Below are 19,378 nucleotides of genomic sequence, written 5' to 3'. Positions count from 1 at the left end.
GTTCGAGATGGGAATCGACGCGGGGACGACGGCCACGCCGCGCACGCTGGCCGAAAAAGTCTGGAACGACCACGTTGTGGTGTCCGGCGGGGCCAACGAGCCGGACCTGATCTACATCGATCTGCACCTGGTGCACGAGGTCACCAGCCCGCAGGCGTTCGACGGCCTGCGGCTGGCCGGCCGGCCGGTGCGGCGGCCCGATCTGACGCTGGCCACCGAGGACCACAACGTGCCCACCGTCGACATCGACAAGCCGATCGCCGACCCGGTGTCGCGCACCCAGGTCGAGACATTGCGCCGAAATTGTGCCGAATTCGGCGTCCGGCTGTACCCGATGGGCGACGCGGAGCAGGGCATCGTGCATGTCGTCGGGCCGCAGCTGGGCCTGACCCAACCGGGAATGACGGTGGTGTGTGGGGATAGTCACACCTCGACGCACGGCGCATTCGGCGCACTGGCTATGGGAATTGGCACCTCGGAGGTCGAGCACGTGCTGGCCACCCAGACGTTGCCGCTGCGGCCGTTCAAGACGATGGCGGTCAACGTCGACGGCGAGTTGCCGGCCGGCGTGACGGCCAAGGACATCATTCTGGCGCTGATCGCCAAGATCGGCACCGGCGGCGGGCAGGGGCACGTCATCGAATACCGCGGCAGCGCCATCGAATCGCTGTCGATGGAAGGCCGGATGACCGTGTGCAACATGAGCATCGAGGCCGGTGCCCGGGCGGGGATGATCGCTCCCGACGACACCACCTACGAGTTCCTGCGGGACCGCCCGCACGCCCCCAAGGGCGCGCAATGGGATGCGGCCATGCGCTATTGGCAGCAGCTGCGCACCGATCCCGGCGCGGTGTTCGACACCGAGGTCTATCTGGATGCCGCGTCGCTGAGCCCGTTCGTGACGTGGGGCACGAACCCGGGTCAGGGCGTGCCGTTGGCCGCCGCGGTACCGGATCCCGAACTGATGACCGATGATGCCGAGCGTCAGGCCGCCGAGATAGCGTTGGCATACATGGACCTTCGACCGGGCACGCCGATGCGCGACATCGCGGTCGACGCGGTGTTCGTCGGCTCTTGTACCAACGGTCGTATCGAGGATCTGCGGGTCGTCGCCGACGTGCTGCGCGGCCGCAAGGTCGCGCCGGGGGTGCGGATGCTCGTGGTGCCCGGCTCGATGCGGGTGCGCGCGCAGGCCGAAGCCGAAGGGCTGGGCGAGGTTTTCACCGCCGCGGGCGCCGAATGGCGGCAGGCGGGCTGCTCGATGTGTTTGGGAATGAATCCCGATCAGCTGGCGCCGGGGGAGCGGTGCGCGGCGACCTCGAACCGCAACTTCGAAGGGCGCCAGGGCAAAGGCGGCCGCACGCATTTGGTGTCTCCGGCCGTCGCCGCGGCCACGGCGGTGCGCGGCACATTGTCCGCTCCGGCCGATTTGGACTGACGTATTCGACCGTGAAGGGATGAGCATGGAAGCATTTCACACCCACACCGGCATCGGTGTGCCGCTGCGGCGCTCCAATGTCGACACCGACCAGATCATTCCGGCGGTGTATTTGAAGCGCGTAACCCGAACCGGTTTCGAGGACGGCTTGTTCGCCAGCTGGCGGTCGGATCCGTCATTCGTGCTCAACCTCAGCCCCTTTGACCGTGGCTCAGTCCTAGTCGCCGGACCGGATTTCGGGACGGGGTCGTCGCGCGAGCACGCCGTGTGGGCACTGATGGACTACGGGTTCCGGGTGGTCATCTCGTCTCGATTCGGCGACATTTTCCGGGGCAACGCCGGCAAGGCGGGTCTGCTGGCGGCCGAAGTTTCCCAGGACGGGGTGGAGCTGCTCTGGAAGCTCATCGAGCAGAGCCCCGGCTTGGAAATCACTGCCAATCTTCAAGATCGAAATATCACCGCGGGAACGACGGTGCTGCCGTTCAAGATTGACGACCACACCGCGTGGCGACTACTCGAAGGGCTCGACGATATAGCCCTTACGCTGCGGAAACTCGACAGAATCGAATCCTACGAAGCGGCGTATCCCGATTGGAAACCGCGCACTTCGCCCGTCGCGTGAACCGCTGAGCCGGGCCGAATTTCTGCTCGATGGGCTAACTAAACCGGCCCGATTTGCGACGCCCTCCACCGGTCAAGGGCGGCAACCGGATTGCGAAAACGCCGCCCGCCCCGCCGTGAAATTGCGCGTGGCTCTTGGAAATTTGCTGGGTGAGGGTTTACCGTGTCCACTAGTCGGTTCAAATCGAGGACCACTAGTGTCGGAGGGATTGATGAACAAGGCAGAGCTCATTGATGTGCTCACACAGAAATTGAACACGGACCGTCGGCAGGCGACCGCAGCGGTCGAGAATGTCGTCGACACCATTGTGCGTGCGGTACACAAGGGCGACAGCGTCACGATCACCGGGTTCGGTGTATTCGAACAGCGGCGGCGCGCCGCACGGGTGGCCCGCAACCCGCGTACCGGTGAGACGGTGAAGGTGAAGCCGACGTCCGTCCCGGCGTTCCGCCCCGGCGCTCAATTCAAAGCGGTTGTCTCTGGGGCACAGCGTCTCCCGTCCGAGGGCCCGGCCGTCAAGCGCGGCGTGGTCGGCGGCGCGGCCAAGAAGACCGCCGCCAAGAAGGCGCCCGCCAAGAAGGCTGCGGCGAAGAAGGCTCCGGCCAAGAAGGCCGCCGCCAAGAAGGCCCCGGCGAAGAAGGCTGCGGTCAAGAAGGCTCCGGCCCGCAAGGCCGCGACCAAGGCTCCGGTGCGCAAGGCCGCGACCAAGGCTCCGGCCAAGAAGGTTGCGGCGAAGAAGGCTCCGGCCAAGAAGGCCGCGACCAAGGCTCCGGCCAAGAAGGCCGCCAGCAAGGCTCCGGCTCGCAAGGCCGCGGCCAAGAAGACGACCGCGCGTCGCGGCCGCAAGTAGGCAGAGCACGTCCTAGACACGAATACCCTTCGGCCGGCAGCGGTGCCGCCCGGAGGGTATTCGTGTGCTAGCGAGCGGGCACGCCGCCGCGAACTCAGGCGCGCACGTTGGCGGCCAGCGCGCCGCCGATGTGATCGGCGGCCACCAGCCGGCCGGCCGACAACGACAGCACCCAGGTGCTGCCCTTGTGATTGCGCGACTTGTCGGGCCGCACCCCGTCGCGATCACACCACCACGCGATCAGGTCCGGAATCACCTTGCCCTGCGTGCAGACAACCGGTGTGCCTGGCTCCCCGGCGATCTCGAGCATCCGGTGCCGAGCGCGCTTGGGGTTCTTGGCGTACGCCTCCTCGGTGAGCGTGGTCTCGTTGTGCACCGGCACGTCGAGCTCCTCGGCCAGCGGTTGCACGGTCTGGTGGCAGCGGACCCGGTCGGCCGCGTGCACCTGCGAGGCACCGAACGCCAGCAGCTGCGGGACCAGCGCCTCGGCCTGCGCCCGGCCCCGCTTGTCCAGCGGCCGCTTGGCGTCGTCGCCGGAGAAACGAGATTTGCGCCCGGCCGTGCCGTGCCGCACCACCAGCACGGTGTGCGTGTCCGCGGGCTTTTTGCTGAAGTGCCGCAACACTTTTCGGTCTTGTGTGTAATTGAGCCGCTGCATCGCCTCGGTCACCGGCAACCAGAGCAACTGGTCGACCTCGTCGCCGGGTACGAATTCGCCGCCGGTGGCGCGCGCCGACCAGTAGTAGACCTTCTTGACGCCCTGCTCGATCGGATAGCGCACCGTGTCGAGCCTTCTGCCGAGCACGGCGCACTGGCCCGTCTCCTCACGCACTTCGCGCACCGCCGCCACCGGCGCCGTCTCGCCGGGGTCCACCTTGCCCTTGGGCAGTGACCAGTCGTCATAGCGCGGGCGATGGATGATCGCGACCTCGACGTCACCGCCGTCCGGCTCGGCGTCGCCGGGTCGCCACAGCACCGCGCCGGCGGCATAGACCACCCGGGTTCCGGCGCGTCGAGCAGTCGACGAATTCTGGGTCGGCACCTCAACTCCTGCAGGTCAATTCGGTCAAGTCGCACGCTGGATCACGCTGCGGCCGGAAAAACAACTCCGAACTCACCCGCAGGGCTAGGGACTGCGATGCCGCTCCATCAACGATACTTGGTGATCACGCACGGTATGGCCCTCTTGCGGCGACGGGGTCCACTGCCCGTCGGGTCCCAATTCCCAGCACCGGGTGGACGGATCCAGCGCGGATTCGAACAACTCGTCCAGCTGCGCGGTGAGCTTGGGATCCTTGACCTGCGCCAGCACTTCGACGCGGCGATCGAGATTGCGGTGCATCATATCGGCGCTGCCGATCCAGAATTCGTTGATGTTGCGGAAGTGGATGATCCGCGAGTGCTCCAGGAAACGTCCCAGAATCGAGCGCACGAAGATGTTTTCGGAGTAACCCTGCACGCCCGGGCGCAGCGCGCAGATGCCGCGCACCACGACCTCGACCCGCACCCCCGCCTGCGACGCCCGGTACAGGGAGTCGATCACCTGCTCGTCCACCAACGCGTTCATCTTCAACCGAATTCGGCCCTGCCCGCGTTCGCGGTGCGCGGCGATCTCGCGTTCGACGCGTTCGATGATGCCGGTGCGAATTCCGTGCGGCGCCACCAACAGATTGCGGTAGGAGACCTTACGCGAATAGCCGGTAAGTGAATTGAACAAATCGGTGAGGTCGGCGCCGATGTCCGGCGCCGCCGTCAGCAGACCGACATCCTCGTACAGGCGGGCGGTCTTGCTGTTGTAGTTGCCGGTTCCGATGTGGCAGTACCGGCGGATCGCCGAACCTTCGCGGCGCACCACCAGGCATGTCTTGCAATGCGTCTTGAGGCCGACGAGCCCGTAAACCACGTGCACGCCCGCTTGTTCGAGGGCGCGCGCCCAGCGGATGTTGGCCTGCTCGTCGAAGCGCGCCTTGATCTCGACCAGTGCCACCGCCTGCTTGCCGGCCTCGGCCGCTTCGATCAGCGCCCGAACGATCGGCGAATCACCGGAGGTGCGGTACAGCGTCTGCTTGATCGCCAGCACGTTGGGGTCGGCGGCGGCCTGCTGGATGAAGCGTTGCACGCTGGTGGAGAACGAGTCGTAGGGGTGGTGCACCAGCACGTCGCCCTCGCGCAGCGTCGCGAAGATGCTCTTGGGGGATTCGCGGTCGGCGAAGGCGGGGTGGGTGTCCGGGACGAACGCCGGATCCTTGAGCGCGGGGCGATCCAAATCGTAGATCTGCCACAGCGACGAAAGGTCGAGCAGGCCGGGCACTTCGATGACGTCGCCGGGATGCACGTCGAGTTCGCGCAGCAGCAGTTCCAGCATGCCCTCGGTCATGTCGTCGGCGATCTCGAGCCGCACCGGCGGGCCGAAGCGCCGCCGCGCCAACTCCCGTTCCAGCGCCTGCAGCAGATCTTCGTCGCGGTCCTCCTCGACCTCCATGTCGGCGTTGCGGGTGATGCGGAACGCGTGGTGTTCGACGATCTCCATGCCCGGGAACAGCAGCGGCAGGAACGCCGCGATCAGTTCCTCCATCGGCAGAAACCGGACGACGCCGCGGTTTTCGCCCTCGGCGCCCGCTCTCGGCGCCGCGAGTTCGACGAAGCGATCGACGTTGTTGGGCACCTTGACGCGGGCGAAGTGCTGGCCGCCGTCCTCGGTCTGGCGCACCATCACCGCCAGGTTCAGGCTCAGCCCGCTGACGAAGGGGAACGGGTGCGCGGGATCGACGGCCAGGGGCGTCAGGACGGGAAAGACCTGTTCGGTGAAATAGGTGGACAATTCGTCGCGCTCGGCCTGATCGAGATCGGCCCACGTGACGATGTGAATGCCCTCCTCGGCCAGCGCCGGGCGCACCGAGTCGAGGAACACCCGCGCGTGCCGGGTCGCGATCCGCTGGGTGTGCTCGCCGATCAGGGCGAGTTGTTTGCGCGGCGTCAACCCGTCGGCCGAGCGCACCGACAAGCCCATCTCGTCGCGCCGCTTCAGCCCGGCGACCCGCACCATGTAGAACTCGTCGAGGTTGGAGGCGAAGATGGCCAGGAACTTGGCCCGTTCCAGCAGCGGCAGCGAGTTGTCGTCGGCCAGCGCCAGCACCCGGGCGTTGAAATCCAGCCAGCTCAGTTCCCGGTTGAGATAACGGTCCTCCGGCAGGTCGGTCATCGCGGCCGGGGTCGCCGCGGGTGGCGCCCCCACGGCCGAGTCGCCCGAATGCCACAGGTTCTCGTCGGGTCGAGTCTCAGCGTCGATTTCAGTCACATTGCGATCATGGCGCATCACGCGCGGCTGCTGCTAGCGCCCGCGGGACATCCATTCGCCGTTGGGCCGCCGTTCACCGGCCGGACAGATTCGGCCGCGGTGAGCGAAAATCAATGCGCGGCGATGGCCCGGGCCGTCGCGGCCCCCACCCCGAGGCGGCGGGCGGCGGCCAGATCGGTGGGGGTGTCGACGTCACAGCGCAGGCCGGGCCAGGCGCCGGTCAGCTCGATCGCGCCCGAACTGCGGTGCCGCGCCGACGAATCGGAGCCGAACCGGGGATCGAGCCGGGTGCCGAACGCGAACAGCGCCGCGGTGCCGGTGGCCAGCCGGTCGGCGACGAAGCTGCGCCGGTGCGCACGCGCGGCGGCCACCGCCTCGGCCAGCTCCTGGGACTGCAGCGCCGGCAGATCCCCTTGCAGCGCAACGATATTGGTAAAGGAACCGCTCACCGCGCGCTCCGCGGTGGCGATGGCGTTGTTGAGCGGATCCGGATGCCCCTCCGGGGTCGGGTCGGCCAGCACGTCGGCACCCAGCCCGGCGGCCGCCGCCGCGGCGGCCTCGTCGGGCGTGATCACGGTGATCGAACCCAGCGACCGGACCCGTGTGGCGGCGGTCAGGGTGTCGGTCAACATGGCCAGCACCACGCTTTCGCGGGTGCGCGCCGAGAACACCGGGGCCAGCCTGGTCTTGGCCGCGGCCAGCCTTTTGACCGCAATGATCAGGGCGACATCGCCCGCACCGTCGTGCCCGCCGTCGGCTCGTGTGCCGCTCATGAGATGTCATCCTGCCAGCGCCGGCGCGCAGCCGGCTTGCGTGACGCCCGGTCGGCCGCTGATCTAGGGTGTAGCGGCTGCAAGTGCCGCGTGAGCTACATCGACCACGGACAAGGGGGTGGTACATGGCCGGCCCAGGGGGCGGTCCGAAGGCCGGTGCGGCCGGCGCCGTCACGGTCATGGGCGCCGGGGCGTGGGGCACCGCGCTGGCCAAGGTGCTCGTCGACGCCGGCGGCCCCGGAACAGAGGTCACGCTGTGGGCCCGCAGGCCCGAGCTCGCCGAACGGATCAACGCGACCCGATCCAACCCCGACTACCTGCCCGGGACGTCGTTGCCGCCGGGCATCCACGCCACCGCGGACGCCGGCGAGGCGCTGCGGGACGCGACGACGGTGCTGCTGGGCGTGCCGGCGCAGGCGATGCGCGCCAACCTCGAGCGCTGGGCGCCGCTGCTGCGGGACGGGGCGACCCTGGTCAGCCTGGCCAAGGGCATCGAGTTGGGCACCCTGATGCGGATGAGCCAGGTCATCGTCTCGGTGACCGGTGTCGACCCGGCTCAGGTCGCGGTGATCTCGGGACCGAACCTGGCCAGCGAGATCGCCGCGTGCCAGCCCGCCGCGACGGTGGTGGCGTGCAGCGACTCCGGCCGCGCCGTCGCCCTGCAGCGCATGCTCAACAGCGGATACTTCCGGCCCTACACCAACAGCGATGTGGTCGGCACCGAGATCGGCGGGGCGTGCAAGAACGTGATCGCGCTGGCCTGCGGGATGGCCGCCGGCGTGGGCCTCGGCGAGAACACCGCGGCGGCCATCATCACCCGGGGGCTGGCCGAGATCATGCGGCTGGGCATCGCGCTCGGCGCCAAGGGCGCGACGCTGGCCGGGCTGGCCGGGGTGGGCGACTTGGTCGCCACCTGCAGCTCGCCGCACTCCCGCAACCGTTCGCTGGGCGAGCGGCTCGGCCGCGGGGCAACCATCGGTTCGGTGCTCGCCGGTACCCCCGACGGCGGCGACGGGCACGTCGTCGAGGGCGTGACGTCCTGCCAGTCGGTGCTGGCGCTGGCCGCCAGCTACGACGTGGAAATGCCGCTCACCGACGCGGTGCACCGGGTCTGTCACAAGGGGCTGTCCGTCGACGAAGCGATGGCGCTGTTGCTGGGCCGGCGCACCAAGCCCGAATGACCTGGCCGCCACCCGGTAGCCTGTTCAGATTGTGAATGCCAGCCAGCGGGTCCGCGTCGCCGTCGTCTTCGGCGGGCGCAGCAACGAGCACGCCATCTCGTGCGTCTCGGCCGGCAGCATCCTGCGCAACCTCGACCCGCGGCGGTTCGAGGTCGTCGCGATCGGCATCACCCCGCAAGGCTCGTGGGTGCTCACCGACGGCGACCCGGCCGCGCTGGCGATCAGCGACCGGCAACTGCCCGAGGTGACGTCCGCGTCGGGGACCGAGCTGGCGCTGCCGGCGGATCCGGGGCGCAGCGGCCAACTGGTTTCCCTTCCCCCCGGCGCCAGTGAGGTGTTGGCCTCCGTCGACGTGGTGTTCCCGGTGCTGCACGGCCCGTACGGGGAGGACGGCACGATCCAGGGGCTGCTCGAACTCGCCGGGGTGCCCTACGTGGGGGCCGGCGTGTTCGCCAGCGCCGCGGGCATGGACAAGGAATTCACCAAGAAGCTGTTCGCCGCCGAGGGATTGCCGATCGGCGACTACGCGGTGCTGCGTCCGTCGCAGTCCACGCTGTCGCTGCAGGACCGCGAGCGGCTGGGCTTGCCGGTGTTCGTCAAACCCGCCCGGGGCGGCTCCTCGATCGGCGTCAGCCGGGTCTCGAGCTGGGACGAGCTGGACGCCGCCGTGGCCGCCGCCCGCGACCACGATCCCAAGGTCATCGTCGAGGCGGCCATCGCCGGCCGGGAGCTGGAGTGCGGGGTGCTCGAAATGCCCGACGGCACAGTGCAAGCCAGCACGGTCGGTGAGATCCGGGTGGCCGGGGTGCGCGGGCGTGAGGACTCGTTCTACGACTTCGCAACCAAATACCTCGACGACACAGCCGAATTGGACGTGCCCGCCAAGGTCGACGACGAAATCGCCGACGCGGTGCGCGAATTGGCGATCCGCGCATTCAAGGCCGTTGACTGCCAAGGGCTGGCCCGGGTGGACTTCTTCCTCACCGAGACCGGGCCGGTGCTCAACGAGATCAACACGATGCCGGGCTTCACCACCATCTCGATGTACCCGCGGATGTGGGCGGCCAGCGGCGTGGACTACCCGAGTCTGCTGGCCACCATGGTGGAGACGGCCCTGACCCGCGGCGTCGGGCTGCGCTAGCCGGCGGGCGGTCCGGGGTTGACCGGCGCCGCCGCGATGCGCTGCTCGATCACGTCGGAGAGCCGCTGGATGGGCGCCGGGCCCGAGCCCGACGGCAGCGTGAGCGCCACATACACCGGGCGGTCCACCGTGTACCAGGTGGATCTGCCGGCGTCCCCGGCGGATTGCGGGTCGGGACGCACCGCGAACCACTGCACCCGGTCGACGACCTGGATGGGGGATCCGGCGACGAACTCGGCCGGGCGGTCCAGGCCGCAGCGCAGCACCACCGGCTCGCTGTCCGGCCCGGTCCGCCAGGCCGCGGCGCCGGCCGGGGCCGGCTGCTCGAGCGGGGCGCGCTGATAGTCGCCGAGCCGCTGCGGCAGCGCGTCCAGCAATGCGCGGCAGGCGGCGTCCCCGGCGTGCGGCGCCGGAAAGGCCGCTACGGCAACGGGTTGCGGCGGCGCCTCGCGGGTCGCCGCGATCGCCAGGATCACCCCGATCGTCGTCACCGCCAGCGCGACCGCGACCATGATCACCGCCCGCGGGGGCCCGCCGTCGGCCTCCGATTCGGTTGCCACCGCCCGCGCACCTCCTTGTCTGTCGGGCCACTGTTACCCGGCTTCCCAGTATTGGCGGTCGGCCCGCCCGGGCGACAGCCCTATGGTGGTGGCGTGCGGGACGAATCGACGCTGCGGCAACTCGGCGAATTCGGCGTCATCGACCGGCTGGTGGCCGGGCGCCGGCAGCCGGCCGCGGTGACCCTCGGGCCCGGCGACGACGCCGCGCTGGTGACGACCGGCGACGGCCGCGTGGTGGTGTCGACCGACATGCTGGTGCAGGACCGGCATTTCCGGCTCGACTGGTCGACGCCGCACGACATCGGCCGCAAGGCGATCGCGCAGAACGCCGCGGACATCGAGGCGATGGGCGCGCGGCCCACGGCGTTCGTGGTGGGCTTCGGCGCTCCCGGCCAGACCGCGGCGGCGCAGGTGGACGCGCTAGTGGACGGCATGTGGGACGAGGCGCAGCGGGTGGGGGCCGGCATCGCCGGCGGCGATCTGGTCAGCTGCCCGCAGTGGGTCATCTCGGTCACCGCGCTCGGCGAGCTGGACGGGCGCTCCCCGGTGTGCCGCGCCGGCGCCGAACCCGGCGCGCTGATCGCCGTGGCCGGCGACCTGGGCCGATCCGCGGCGGGATTTGACCTGTGGCGCAATCAGATTGGCGGGTTCGACGAGCTGCGCCGCCGGCATGCGGTGCCGCAGCCGCCCTACGGCCAGGGTGCGGTGGCCGCGGCCGGGGGAGCGCAGGCGATGATCGACGTCTCCGACGGCCTGATCGCCGACCTGCGGCACGTCGCCGAGGCGTCCGGGGTGGGCATGGACGTGTCCACCGCGGCGCTGGCCGCCGACCGTGACGCGGTGGCGGCCGCGGCGGCCGCGGTGGGCGTCGACGCCTGGCCGTGGGTGCTGACCGGCGGTGAGGACCACGCCCTGGTGGCCTGTTTCCCCGGGCCCGCGCCGGCCGGCTGGCGCATCATCGGGCGGGTTCTCGACGGCCCGGCCCGGGTGCTGGTCGACGAGCGGGAGTGGAGCGGCCCCGCCGGCTGGCAGTCGTACTAGGGTGGCCCGGTGATCTCAAAGTGACCGATCCCGCGGCCGGCGGGGGCCGGCGATGACGGCGCGCCCGCTGAGTGAACTCGTCGAGCCCGGCTGGGCGCGTGCGTTGCAGCCGGTGGCCGAGCAGGTCGCCCGGATGGGGCAGTTTCTGCGGGCCGAGATCGCGGCCGGGCGCCGGTACCTGCCGGCCGGCCCAAACGTGTTGCGCGCGTTCACCTATCCCTTCGACGAGGTCAAGGTGCTCATCGTCGGGCAGGATCCCTATCCGACGCCGGGACACGCTGTGGGGCTGAGCTTTTCGGTGGCACCCGACGTGTCGCCGCTGCCGCGCAGCCTGGCCAACATCTTCCAGGAGTACACCGCGGACCTGGGCCACCCGCCGCCCTCGTGCGGCGACCTGACGCCCTGGGCGCAGCGCGGCGTGCTGCTGCTGAACAGGGTGCTCACCGTGCGCCCCAGCAACCCGGCGTCGCACCGGGGCAAGGGCTGGGAGCCGGTGACCGAGTGCGCCATCCGGGCGCTGACGGCGCGCCAGCAGCCCCTGGTGGCCATCCTGTGGGGCCGTGACGCCTCGACCCTGAAACCGATTCTGGCCCAAGGTAATTGCGTGGCCATCGAGTCGCCGCACCCGTCTCCGCTGTCGGCGTCGCGGGGGTTCTTCGGGTCACGGCCGTTCAGCCGGGCCAACAAGCTGCTGGCCGAGATGGGCGCCGACGAGATCGACTGGCGGCTGCCCTGACGCTCGCGGTTGGGCCGGCGCCCGTCACGCTGGCGTGACGCGCGGCCGTGGCCGTCACGCTGGCGTGACGCTGGGCCGGCGGCCGTCACGCTGGCGTGACGCTCGCGGGCCGCAGCGGCGACAGCGGCCTACGCGCCCGGGAAGTTCACGTCCTTGGTGACGGCCTCCCACTCGTCGATCGACGCCGACATCGCGGCGATCTTGTCCCGCATGGCCTTGAGCACGTCGCGTCCGAGCAGCAGCCGCAGCGGCGGCTCGTCCAGCCCGGTCACCATCAGCACCGCCTCGGCCACCTTGCGCGGGTCGCCGGGCAGGTGGTCGGCGAACTGTTTGATCAGGTCCTTGCGCGCCGCGACGTCGGTGTAGTCGGCGATCGGCGTGCCGGACTCCTTCATCGATCGGGTGGCCCAATCGGTGCGGAAGGCCCCCGGCTCGATCGCGGTCACCTTGATACCCAACGGGCGGACCTCGGCGGCGAGCGCCTCGGTGACGGCCTCCAGCGCGAACTTGGTCGACGAGTAGTAGGCGTTGGGCGGGTTGGCCACCAGGCCGGTCATCGACGAGATGTTGACGATGTGCCCGCAGCCGCGGGCGCGCATGCCCGGAAGCACCGCCTTGATCATGTCGACCGCACCGAAGTAGTTGACGTCGAACAGCTTTCGCACCTCGGCGTCCTCGCCCTCTTCCACCGCCGACAGGTAGCCGTGCCCGGCGTTGTTCACCAGCACGTCGATGCCGCCGAACGCCGCGTCGGCCGCGGCCACCGCGGCGGCGATCTGGTCGCGGTCGGTCACGTCGAGCGCGACCGGCAGCGCCAGCTCGCCGAATTCCTCGGCAAAACCCCGAACGGCGTCGGCCCGTCGTGCCGTCACCACCACGCGGTGGCCGGCTTGCAGTGCCGCACCGGCGATTTCGCGGCCGAGGCCGGTGGAGCATCCCGTGATCAGCCAGCGTGCCATCGCTAGATCGTCCCTTCGGGTAGGCGGCGCAGATAGCCGGCCCGGCGCTGCGCGAGTTCGGCGGCCCGCTGCTGCGGGCTCACCCGCGGCAGGTGCGCCACCTCGGTGTCGAGCCGGTCCAGCTTGACGACGCGGCCGCGGGCGCCGAGGTCTTCGCGGGGGCCGTGCTCGCCGAACTCGGCCATCCGCAGCGTCAGGATGGCCTCGCGCAGGCCGTCGGAGTCGATCCAGTTGGCCACGCCCGGATCGGTGGGCGCGATCACGTAGGTGTAGCTGCCGTCCTCGTTGGCGACCGACTGCGCCTTGTTGAGGCTGCCGGTGCGGTCGACGATGTCCAGGGTGGTGCCCCAGATGTTGCTCAGCGGCACCGTGAAGTATTCCGCGCCACCATCATTCACCTCGACGACGAACGCCTCGTCCGGTGCGAGGTCGAAGCGGCCCATCACGTACGCCTGGTTGCGCATCGCGCCGGCCTTCTCCGCCGACCAGGCCAGATCGAAACGGTTGGCCGGCATCTTGTACACGCCGTGGCTGAGCTTGCCGGTGAAATCGGCGAAGTAGGCCATCATCGCCGCGGTCGCCTCGGCCTGCTCGTCGAGGGTGCGCGCCGGTGTCGCCGGCGGGCCACCGAGCCGTTGCACCTCGAAGTAATTGGGGTCGTCGCGGTCCCAGTCCAGCAGCACGTCGCGGATGTAGAACTCGTGCGCCGCAGCCGACGTCCGCACATGATTGGGGCGGCCGTTGGCGGGTTGCGCGTCCACGGTGATGGTGAAGCTGCCGTCCGGCTCGACCCGCATGGTGCGGCCGTTGAGCACGTCGATGGTGCCCATCCGGGCGTCCCACAGCGTGAAGTAGTTCTCGGTCATCCGGTGTTCGCCGACCCGCCCGTGGATCTCGTAGCGCTCCTCACCGGAGATCGGGATTACCCGGTACACGCTGTCGGGATTGTCGATGCCCCAACGTGATCCGGGAACCCGGCGGCCGTCCACGGGATGCGCCAGCCGGGTGATGCAGCTGACCTTCGGCCGCAGCTTGTCCTGATTGGACGACCAGATCGCCGCCGAGAACATCACCTCGGCGAACGCGTCGTCGAACCGTGCGCGCATCGCGTCCGACGCGTTGGCCCGGCCCAGCCAGGTCTGCGCCACCGACCGGTAGGCGGCCCTGACGGTCGGGTGCTCGATCAAATCGAGCGCGGCGAGTTCCTGCTCGTGCTGGGAGCGGGTCGCGACCGGGTGCTCAGGCATCCGCTGTTCCTCCAATATATTCACCAAAACGCTTGCGGTACAAGGTAAATGGCTCGTCCACCTGCTCGGGCCGCAGCCCGTAGTCGGCCAGCACGGCGTCCGGGTCGAAGGGCTTCACCTGGTCAGAACTTCAGATGGTGGCTGACGTCGCCGACCTGGTCGACGAACATGGTCCGGCTCTCGAAGCACCAGGCGCCGTCCACCCGGTGGAACGTGTCCTGGTAATGCCCGGTGACGATGACCTGCAACGGCAGCTCGGGCGTGGCCTGGGTGACGCAGTAGTAGGAGGTGCTGCGCGCGGTGCCCCGCTCCTCGTCGATGTCGAGCTGCACGTTGGTGGTGTTGTGTTTGGTCTTCGGGGTGCCGTCCTCGTAGATGCGGGTGGCCATCTCGTACATCTGGCGCACCCGGGCCGAGCCGGCGAACACCGTTTCCGGCGGGCCGTCCTGCACGCCGCAGATCCGGCCGTGTTCGAAGAGCCGGGCCACCCCGTCCAGGTCGCCGCCGTCGAGCAGCTGCGCGTAGGTGTAGATGAGGTTGGTGATCTCGGTGGCGCTGTCAGTCATGTCGAACCGCCTCGGGAGTCGTCGGCTCTTATGTTGGCAGAACCGGTCCAACTTACATAGAACCGACCATTACTCTGGTTCGCCGTGACCATACCGTGGACCCCGGACCGGCTGGGCGACCTCACCGGCAAACGCGTGATCGTGACAGGAGCCACCAACGGCGTCGGGCTGGGCACCGCCCGTGCCCTGGCCAAGGCCGGCGCCGAGGTGATCCTGGCCGTGCGCAACACCGAACTCGGGAAGCAACGCGCGGCCCAGATGGGCGGGTCGACCGCCGTGGAAAAACTCGACCTGGCCGACCTGTCGTCGGTGCGCGCCTTCGCCGACCGGATCGAGGCGCCGGTGGACATCCTGATCAACAACGCCGGCGCCCTGACCGACCGGCGCACCGAGACGGTCGACGGCTTCGAGATGACGCTGGGCACCAACCTGCTCGGGCCGTTCGCGCTGACCAACCTGCTGCTGCCCAAGGTGCGCAGCCAGATCATCAACGTCGGCTCCGACGCGCACCGCTCGGCGACGCTGCACCTCGACGACCTGCATCTGCGCCGGCACAAGTGGACCCGGCTGGGCGCCTACGCGCAGTCCAAGCTCGCGGTCATGCTGTGGGGGCTCGAGCTGGACCGCCGGCTGCGCGCGGCGGGGTCGCCGATCGTCACCCAGCTGACCCACCCGGGTTGGGTGGCGTCGAACCTGTCCAACCTGGGCGACGCGCCGCTGAAGGCGGCGGCGCACAAGGCGGTCAAAATGGTGGCCGACCGGCTGGCCAACGACATCGACGAGGGCGCGGCGCCCACCCTGTACTGCATCAGCGAGCCGATCCCGCCCGGCAGCTACGTCGGGGTCAGCGGCAGGTTCGGGCTGCGCGGCGGCCCGGTGCTGATCGGGCGCACCCCGCTGGCCTGCGATTACGACACGGCCGCGCGACTGGTGGCCTTCGCCGAGCGCGAGACCGGCACGGAACTGAGGGTCTAGGGAGGTCGGCCATGGGCGAATTCGACAACACGGTCGCCGTCGTCACCGGCGCCGCGCGCGGGCAGGGCCGCAGCCACGCCGTCGCGCTGGCGCAGCAGGGCGCCGACGTCATCGTCGTCGACATCTGCGCCGACCTGCCGGCCATTCCCTACGCCCTGGGCACCGACGCCGAGCTCGCCGAAACCGTGCGGCTGGTCGAATCCGCAGGCCGCGCAGCGGTTCCGGTGATCGCCGACGTCCGCGACCTGCAGGCGTTGCGGGTCGGGGTGCAGGCGGGCATCGACCGGCTCGGCGACATCGACGTCGTCGTCGCCAACGCCGGGGTGGCCATCGGCGTCACCGAGGCCGAGTCCGAACCGGTGTTCAACACGATCGTCGACACCAACCTCAAGGGCGTGTGGCACACCATGCTGGCGACGGTGCCCTCGATCGTGCGCAAGGGCCGCGGCGGCTCGGTGGTGCTGGTCAGTTCGTCGCAGGGTCTGACCGGGCGCGGCGGCGACGGCAGCGCGGCGATGTTCGCCTACGCCGCGTCCAAACACGGTGTGGTCGGCCTGATGCGCTCGGCGGCGAATGCCTATGCGCCGCAGAAGATTCGGGTGAACTCGGTACACCCGAGCGGGGTCGCGACGCCGATGATCCTCAACGATTTCGTGGTGAACCGGATGCTGGAGAATCCGAACCCGGCGCTGTCGCAGACCCTGCTGCCCGAGGTGCCGCTGGTCGAGTCGCGCGACGTCACCGAGGCGGTGCTGTGGCTGGCCGGGCCGCGGTCACGCTACGTGACGGGGGTGGCCATCCCGGTGGACGCCGGCCACGTCGCCATGTGAGCGACGGGACTGGTCAGCCCCGGACGACCTTGCCGGCCTTGATGCACGAGGTGCACACGTTGAGGCGCTGCTTGTTGCCGCCCGGACGGGCGACCGCGTGCACCGTCTGGACGTTCGGGTTCCACCGGCGGCTGGTGCGGCGGTGGGAGTGCGACACCGACTTGCCGAAGCCGGGGCCTTTCCCGCAGATGTCGCACACAGCGGCCATGGTTCAAGCTCCTCAAATCTCGGGGTCCGGCTCGGCGGTCTGCCTCCGCGGCCGGGACGGCCCGGGTTCGCCCGGGCCCAACCGAGGATACCGACTGTCGGGGCAACCACCAAAACGCTGACGTGCGGTCACTGTGCGCTGGAGCCATGCCCGCCGCCGACATGGAGTCGATCACAATACCGGCTCGCAGCGAGGTTGCCGGCGCGCGCGGTCGTTAGGATGGCGGCGCCGCCGATGGTCGGCGCGGTCGCTGCCTGTACCAGGCGCGGAAGGCGCGCCGGTTGGGCTGAAGTCTTCTTCCCGGCGGTGCCGGCCCGCGCGGAGCTGCGGATGAGGCTGGGAAGCAAATATCGGCAGTTCGAGGGGAGTGCGCGGGGTGGTTGCGCGCGCCGAAAACACCGCCGGTCCAGCCCGCGCCGAAACCCGGCGTGGCTCTCCGGTGGACGTACGACGGTGGGTTTTGAGGCTGCGCCGAATGGCGACGGCCTACGCGGTGGTGGCGGCCCTGGGCAGTCTCGCCATCGGTAGCGAGTCGGTCAATTGCCCGACGGCGGTGGGCGGGCAGTCCGACATCGGCCAGGGCGGCCCCGGCCCGAGAGCATCGCGAGCCCCTCGGGCCGCGCCGACGTGGTGGTGGCCGCCCGCGGAGCCCCGTCCCGCGGTGCACGAGGTGGCCGCCGTGCGTGGCGGTATCCAGCTGCGCCAGGTCGCGTTCGACGGTCGCGGAGCGTGGGCGGACGGCCCCGAGGCGATCCGCGGCTACCTCGAGGAGGCGCTGACGCGGATCGGGGTCACCGACGCGTCGGCCCGTGGCCGCTGGATCGACGGCATGATGACGATCGCCGACCACGAATCCCAGTTTCACTCGGCGGCGATCAACCTGGCCGACAGCAACGCGTATGGGCCGGCCCAGCTCGACGGCGGCCCGCTGCACGCCACGCGGGGCCCGTGGCAGCTGATGCCGGACACGTTCGCGGCCTTCCACCAGCCTGGGACGTCGAATTCGGCGTGGGATCCGGTGGCCGCCGCGTGCGCGTCGATGAACTATCAGATGAGCCGCTACGGCGTCAGCCCCGACGGCAGCAATCAGCGGCTGCTGGTGGGGCAGGCCAATCCCGGTATCCGGCAGGGTTATTAGCCGCGCCCGCGGTACCCGATCTTCCTCACCGGCGGGGAGTAACCGGGCGCAGCGCCCGCGTCGCCGGGCTACGCTGGCGCCCACCGGGTGGCGGCGCAGAGGAGGTGGGTAACCCTGGGCAGTTCGTGGACCTCGCACGATCGTCCGCTGGACGCGGCGGCCCTGCGGGACTGGGCGCACACCGCCGTCAGTGACCTGATCACCCACATCGACGAGATCAACCGGCTCAACGTCTTCCCCGTCGCCGACTCCGACACCGGCGCCAACATGCTGTTCACCATGCGCTCGGCGCTGGCCGAGCTGCAGGCGGCCGGCGGCCCCGGCTGCGTCGCCCGGGCCGCCGCGGCGCTGTCCACCGGCGCGCTGAACGGCGCCCGCGGCAACTCCGGGGTGATCCTGTCGCAGATCCTGCGCGGCGTCGCCGACGTCACCGCGACGGCCGCCGCCCGGGCCGGCGGTCAGCTGGCGCACATCGAGGCGGCCGTGCTGGGTGCGGCGCTGCAGCGCGGCGTGGAGCTGGTCATCGCCTCGATGGGTGGTGAGGAGATCCCGGGGACCATCGTCTCGGTGCTGCGCGCGGCCGCCACCGCCGTGGCGCAGTGCGCACGGGCCGGCGAGGGAGTCACCGCGGCGGTCATCGCCGCCGGCGACGCGGCGGTGATCGCCCTGGAGAAGACGCCCGAGCAGCTCGACGTGCTGGCCGACGCCGGCGCCGTGGACGCAGGCGGGCGGGGGCTGCTGGTGCTGCTGGACGCCCTGCGCACCACCATCACCGGGCAGGCGCCGGCCCGCACCGTCTACCGGCTCGCGCCGCGGACGGCCGCACCGGAGGCCGCCGCGCCCCGCCCGGCGCCGCAGTTCGAGGTGATGTACCGGCTGGACGACTGCGCGCCCGCGGCGGCCGACGCGCTGCGCGACCGGCTCACCGAGCTGGGCGATTCGGTCGGCATCGCCTCGGCGCCGTCGTCGGCCCAGCACACCTATTCGGTGCACGTGCATACCGACGATGCCGGCGCCGCCGTGGAAGCCGGGCTGGCGGCCGGACGGCTCAGCCGCATCGTGATCTCGGCGTTGAGCTCCGGCGGCCCCGGGCTGCCCGCGGGCGGCTGGACGCGGGAACGCGCGGTGCTGGCCGTCGTCGACGGCGACGGCGCGGCCGGCCTGTTCTCCGGTGAGGGCGCCTGCGTGCTGCAGCGTGACCCGGCCGCGGCCGACCCGGTGACCACGATCAGCGCGCACCAGCTGATGCGGGCCGTCGTCGACACCGGCGCCGCGCAGGTGATGGTGCTGCCCAACGGTTATGTGGCCGCCGAGGAGCTGGTCGCCGGCTGCACCGCGGCCATCGGCTGGGGCATCGACGTGGTGCCCATCCCGACCGAGTCGATGGTGCAGGGGCTGGCCGCGCTGGCCGTGCACGACACCGGCCGGCAGGCCGTCGACGACGGCTACACCATGGCCCGCGCCGCCGGGGCGGCGCGGCACGGCTCGGTGCGCATCGCCACCGAGACCGCGTTGACCTGGGCGGGGAGCTGCCGGCCCGGCGACGGCCTGGGCATCGCCGGCGGTGAGGTGCTGATCGTGGCCGCCGACGCGGTCGGGGCGGCGATCGGCCTGCTCGATCTGCTGCTGGCCTCGGGCGGCGACCTGGTGACGGTGTTGCTGGGCGCCGGCCTCGACGCCGACGGCTCGGATGCTCATGCCGGCGCGGTCGTCGACATCCTGGAAGAACACATGCACGACCATCACCCGGGCACCGAGCTGGTCACCTACCGCACCGGCCACCACGGCGACGTGCTGCTGATCGGGGTCGAATAG

The 19,378-nt window shown here is 70.3% G+C and carries 20 protein-coding genes; 11 read left to right on the top strand and 9 right to left on the bottom strand.

Annotated features, from left to right (window positions below; genetic code table 11):
- Positions 1-7: 7 nt before the first annotated feature.
- The 3 genes from leuC to NF20_RS11880 all read left to right on the top strand — a co-directional run bounded on the left by leuC (position 8) and on the right by NF20_RS11880 (position 2,910).
- The gene (gene leuC / locus NF20_RS11890) at positions 8-1,438 is read left to right on the top strand and encodes a 3-isopropylmalate dehydratase large subunit (RefSeq protein ID WP_019733041.1); all 1,431 of its coding nucleotides are present in this window, start codon (positions 8-10) and stop codon (positions 1,436-1,438) included.
- 25 nt (positions 1,439-1,463) lie between these two features.
- On the top strand, positions 1,464-2,060 hold the full coding sequence (gene leuD, locus NF20_RS11885; RefSeq protein WP_011725707.1) for a 3-isopropylmalate dehydratase small subunit: 597 nt from the start codon (positions 1,464-1,466) through the stop codon (positions 2,058-2,060).
- A gap of 211 nt (positions 2,061-2,271) precedes the next feature.
- On the top strand, positions 2,272-2,910 hold the full coding sequence (locus tag NF20_RS11880; protein ID WP_009978231.1) for an HU family DNA-binding protein: 639 nt from the start codon (positions 2,272-2,274) through the stop codon (positions 2,908-2,910).
- 94 nt (positions 2,911-3,004) lie between these two features.
- Here the strand turns inward: NF20_RS11880 and NF20_RS11875 are convergent, their stop codons facing one another.
- From NF20_RS11875 to cofC, 3 genes are all read right to left on the bottom strand, one after another.
- A complete protein-coding gene (locus NF20_RS11875; RefSeq protein WP_019733493.1) occupies positions 3,005-3,952 on the bottom strand; it encodes an NUDIX hydrolase in 948 nt (315 codons plus the stop codon).
- An 84-nt stretch (positions 3,953-4,036) separates the two neighbouring features.
- On the bottom strand, positions 4,037-6,229 hold the full coding sequence (locus NF20_RS11870) for an RNA degradosome polyphosphate kinase (protein WP_019733494.1): 2,193 nt from the start codon (positions 6,227-6,229) through the stop codon (positions 4,037-4,039).
- Positions 6,230-6,318: 89 nt separating this feature from the next.
- The gene (gene cofC / locus NF20_RS11865) at positions 6,319-6,981 is read right to left on the bottom strand and encodes a 2-phospho-L-lactate guanylyltransferase (protein WP_019733495.1); all 663 of its coding nucleotides are present in this window, start codon (positions 6,979-6,981) and stop codon (positions 6,319-6,321) included.
- Positions 6,982-7,106: 125 nt separating this feature from the next.
- Between cofC and NF20_RS11860 the strand changes: the two genes are divergently transcribed.
- Both NF20_RS11860 and NF20_RS11855 read left to right on the top strand, forming a co-directional pair.
- Positions 7,107-8,162, top strand: coding sequence for an NAD(P)H-dependent glycerol-3-phosphate dehydrogenase (locus NF20_RS11860; protein ID WP_023865132.1), 1,056 nt, complete (start codon positions 7,107-7,109; stop codon positions 8,160-8,162).
- Positions 8,163-8,193: 31 nt separating this feature from the next.
- Positions 8,194-9,303 (top strand): D-alanine--D-alanine ligase family protein, encoded by a 1,110-nt coding sequence (locus NF20_RS11855; protein ID WP_011725704.1) that lies wholly within the window; start codon positions 8,194-8,196, stop codon positions 9,301-9,303.
- On the opposite strand, the gene NF20_RS11850 is transcribed toward NF20_RS11855, so the two are convergent.
- Complete coding sequence (locus NF20_RS11850; protein WP_224111125.1) at positions 9,300-9,815, bottom strand: DUF3515 domain-containing protein; 516 nt, start codon at positions 9,813-9,815, stop codon at positions 9,300-9,302. The genes NF20_RS11855 and NF20_RS11850 overlap by 4 nt on opposite strands.
- Positions 9,816-9,956: 141 nt before the next feature.
- Here NF20_RS11850 and NF20_RS11845 point away from each other — a divergent pair, with 141 nt between their 5' ends.
- Both NF20_RS11845 and NF20_RS11840 read left to right on the top strand, forming a co-directional pair.
- Positions 9,957-10,904: a thiamine-phosphate kinase gene (locus NF20_RS11845; protein ID WP_011725702.1), complete on the top strand. Its 948-nt coding sequence runs from the start codon at positions 9,957-9,959 to the stop codon at positions 10,902-10,904.
- Positions 10,905-10,956: 52 nt separating this feature from the next.
- Positions 10,957-11,640 carry a uracil-DNA glycosylase gene (locus tag NF20_RS11840; RefSeq protein WP_011725701.1) on the top strand — a complete coding sequence of 228 codons (684 nt, stop codon included), beginning with the start codon at positions 10,957-10,959 and terminating at the stop codon, positions 11,638-11,640.
- 128 nt (positions 11,641-11,768) lie between these two features.
- Here NF20_RS11840 and NF20_RS11835 read toward each other — a convergent pair whose 3' ends face one another.
- From NF20_RS11835 to NF20_RS11825, 4 genes are read right to left on the bottom strand one after another with little or no spacing between them, the layout of a single operon-like run.
- On the bottom strand, positions 11,769-12,599 hold the full coding sequence (locus NF20_RS11835) for an oxidoreductase (RefSeq protein ID WP_011725700.1): 831 nt from the start codon (positions 12,597-12,599) through the stop codon (positions 11,769-11,771).
- 2 nt (positions 12,600-12,601) lie between these two features.
- Positions 12,602-13,846 (bottom strand): DUF1214 domain-containing protein, encoded by a 1,245-nt coding sequence (locus tag NF20_RS11830; RefSeq protein ID WP_009978216.1) that lies wholly within the window; start codon positions 13,844-13,846, stop codon positions 12,602-12,604.
- The gene (locus tag NF20_RS28175) at positions 13,839-13,964 is read right to left on the bottom strand and encodes a hypothetical protein (RefSeq protein ID WP_255250784.1); all 126 of its coding nucleotides are present in this window, start codon (positions 13,962-13,964) and stop codon (positions 13,839-13,841) included. The genes NF20_RS11830 and NF20_RS28175 overlap by 8 nt, the downstream gene beginning before the upstream one ends.
- Positions 13,965-13,968: 4 nt before the next feature.
- Entirely contained in the window at positions 13,969-14,412 is a 444-nt protein-coding gene (locus NF20_RS11825; RefSeq protein ID WP_009978214.1) for a nuclear transport factor 2 family protein, read from the bottom strand.
- 84 nt (positions 14,413-14,496) lie between these two features.
- Between NF20_RS11825 and NF20_RS11820 the strand changes: the two genes are divergently transcribed.
- Positions 14,497-15,387: an SDR family NAD(P)-dependent oxidoreductase gene (locus NF20_RS11820; protein WP_011725698.1), complete on the top strand. Its 891-nt coding sequence runs from the start codon at positions 14,497-14,499 to the stop codon at positions 15,385-15,387.
- Between the two features lie 11 nt (positions 15,388-15,398).
- On the top strand, positions 15,399-16,217 hold the full coding sequence (locus NF20_RS11815; RefSeq protein WP_033712642.1) for a mycofactocin-coupled SDR family oxidoreductase: 819 nt from the start codon (positions 15,399-15,401) through the stop codon (positions 16,215-16,217).
- 13 nt (positions 16,218-16,230) lie between these two features.
- Here NF20_RS11815 and rpmB read toward each other — a convergent pair whose 3' ends face one another.
- Entirely contained in the window at positions 16,231-16,425 is a 195-nt protein-coding gene (gene rpmB, locus NF20_RS11810) for a 50S ribosomal protein L28 (protein ID WP_003875033.1), read from the bottom strand.
- Between the two features lie 475 nt (positions 16,426-16,900).
- Here rpmB and NF20_RS11805 point away from each other — a divergent pair, with 475 nt between their 5' ends.
- Both NF20_RS11805 and NF20_RS11800 read left to right on the top strand, forming a co-directional pair.
- A complete protein-coding gene (locus NF20_RS11805) occupies positions 16,901-17,563 on the top strand; it encodes a transglycosylase SLT domain-containing protein (protein WP_003875034.1) in 663 nt (220 codons plus the stop codon).
- Positions 17,564-17,650: 87 nt separating this feature from the next.
- Positions 17,651-19,378 carry a DAK2 domain-containing protein gene (locus NF20_RS11800; RefSeq protein ID WP_011725695.1) on the top strand — a complete coding sequence of 576 codons (1,728 nt, stop codon included), beginning with the start codon at positions 17,651-17,653 and terminating at the stop codon, positions 19,376-19,378.

It is taken from the genome of Mycobacterium sp. MAC_080597_8934, from assembly GCF_000523975.1.
GTDB classification, from domain to species: domain Bacteria; phylum Actinomycetota; class Actinomycetes; order Mycobacteriales; family Mycobacteriaceae; genus Mycobacterium; species Mycobacterium avium.
The sequence above is the reverse complement of the archived record's forward strand: the minus strand, read 5'-3'. Positions and strand labels throughout refer to the sequence as shown.

Coding starts and splice junctions, on each gene's coding strand:
- leuC (WP_019733041.1), top strand. CDS start 8: ATGGGAATCGACGCGGGGACGACGGCCACGCCGCGCACGCTGGCCGAA.
- NF20_RS11850 (WP_224111125.1), bottom strand. CDS start 9,815: ATGGTCGCGGTCGCGCTGGCGGTGACGACGATCGGGGTGATCCTGGCG.
- NF20_RS11805 (WP_003875034.1), top strand. CDS start 16,901: ATGGCGACGGCCTACGCGGTGGTGGCGGCCCTGGGCAGTCTCGCCATC.
- NF20_RS11860 (WP_023865132.1), top strand. CDS start 7,107: ATGGCCGGCCCAGGGGGCGGTCCGAAGGCCGGTGCGGCCGGCGCCGTC.
- NF20_RS11840 (WP_011725701.1), top strand. CDS start 10,957: ATGACGGCGCGCCCGCTGAGTGAACTCGTCGAGCCCGGCTGGGCGCGT.
- leuD (WP_011725707.1), top strand. CDS start 1,464: ATGGAAGCATTTCACACCCACACCGGCATCGGTGTGCCGCTGCGGCGC.
- NF20_RS11825 (WP_009978214.1), bottom strand. CDS start 14,412: ATGACTGACAGCGCCACCGAGATCACCAACCTCATCTACACCTACGCG.
- rpmB (WP_003875033.1), bottom strand. CDS start 16,425: ATGGCCGCTGTGTGCGACATCTGCGGGAAAGGCCCCGGCTTCGGCAAG.
- cofC (WP_019733495.1), bottom strand. CDS start 6,981: ATGAGCGGCACACGAGCCGACGGCGGGCACGACGGTGCGGGCGATGTC.
- NF20_RS11830 (WP_009978216.1), bottom strand. CDS start 13,846: ATGCCTGAGCACCCGGTCGCGACCCGCTCCCAGCACGAGCAGGAACTC.
- NF20_RS11815 (WP_033712642.1), top strand. CDS start 15,399: ATGGGCGAATTCGACAACACGGTCGCCGTCGTCACCGGCGCCGCGCGC.
- NF20_RS11880 (WP_009978231.1), top strand. CDS start 2,272: ATGAACAAGGCAGAGCTCATTGATGTGCTCACACAGAAATTGAACACG.
- NF20_RS11835 (WP_011725700.1), bottom strand. CDS start 12,599: ATGGCACGCTGGCTGATCACGGGATGCTCCACCGGCCTCGGCCGCGAA.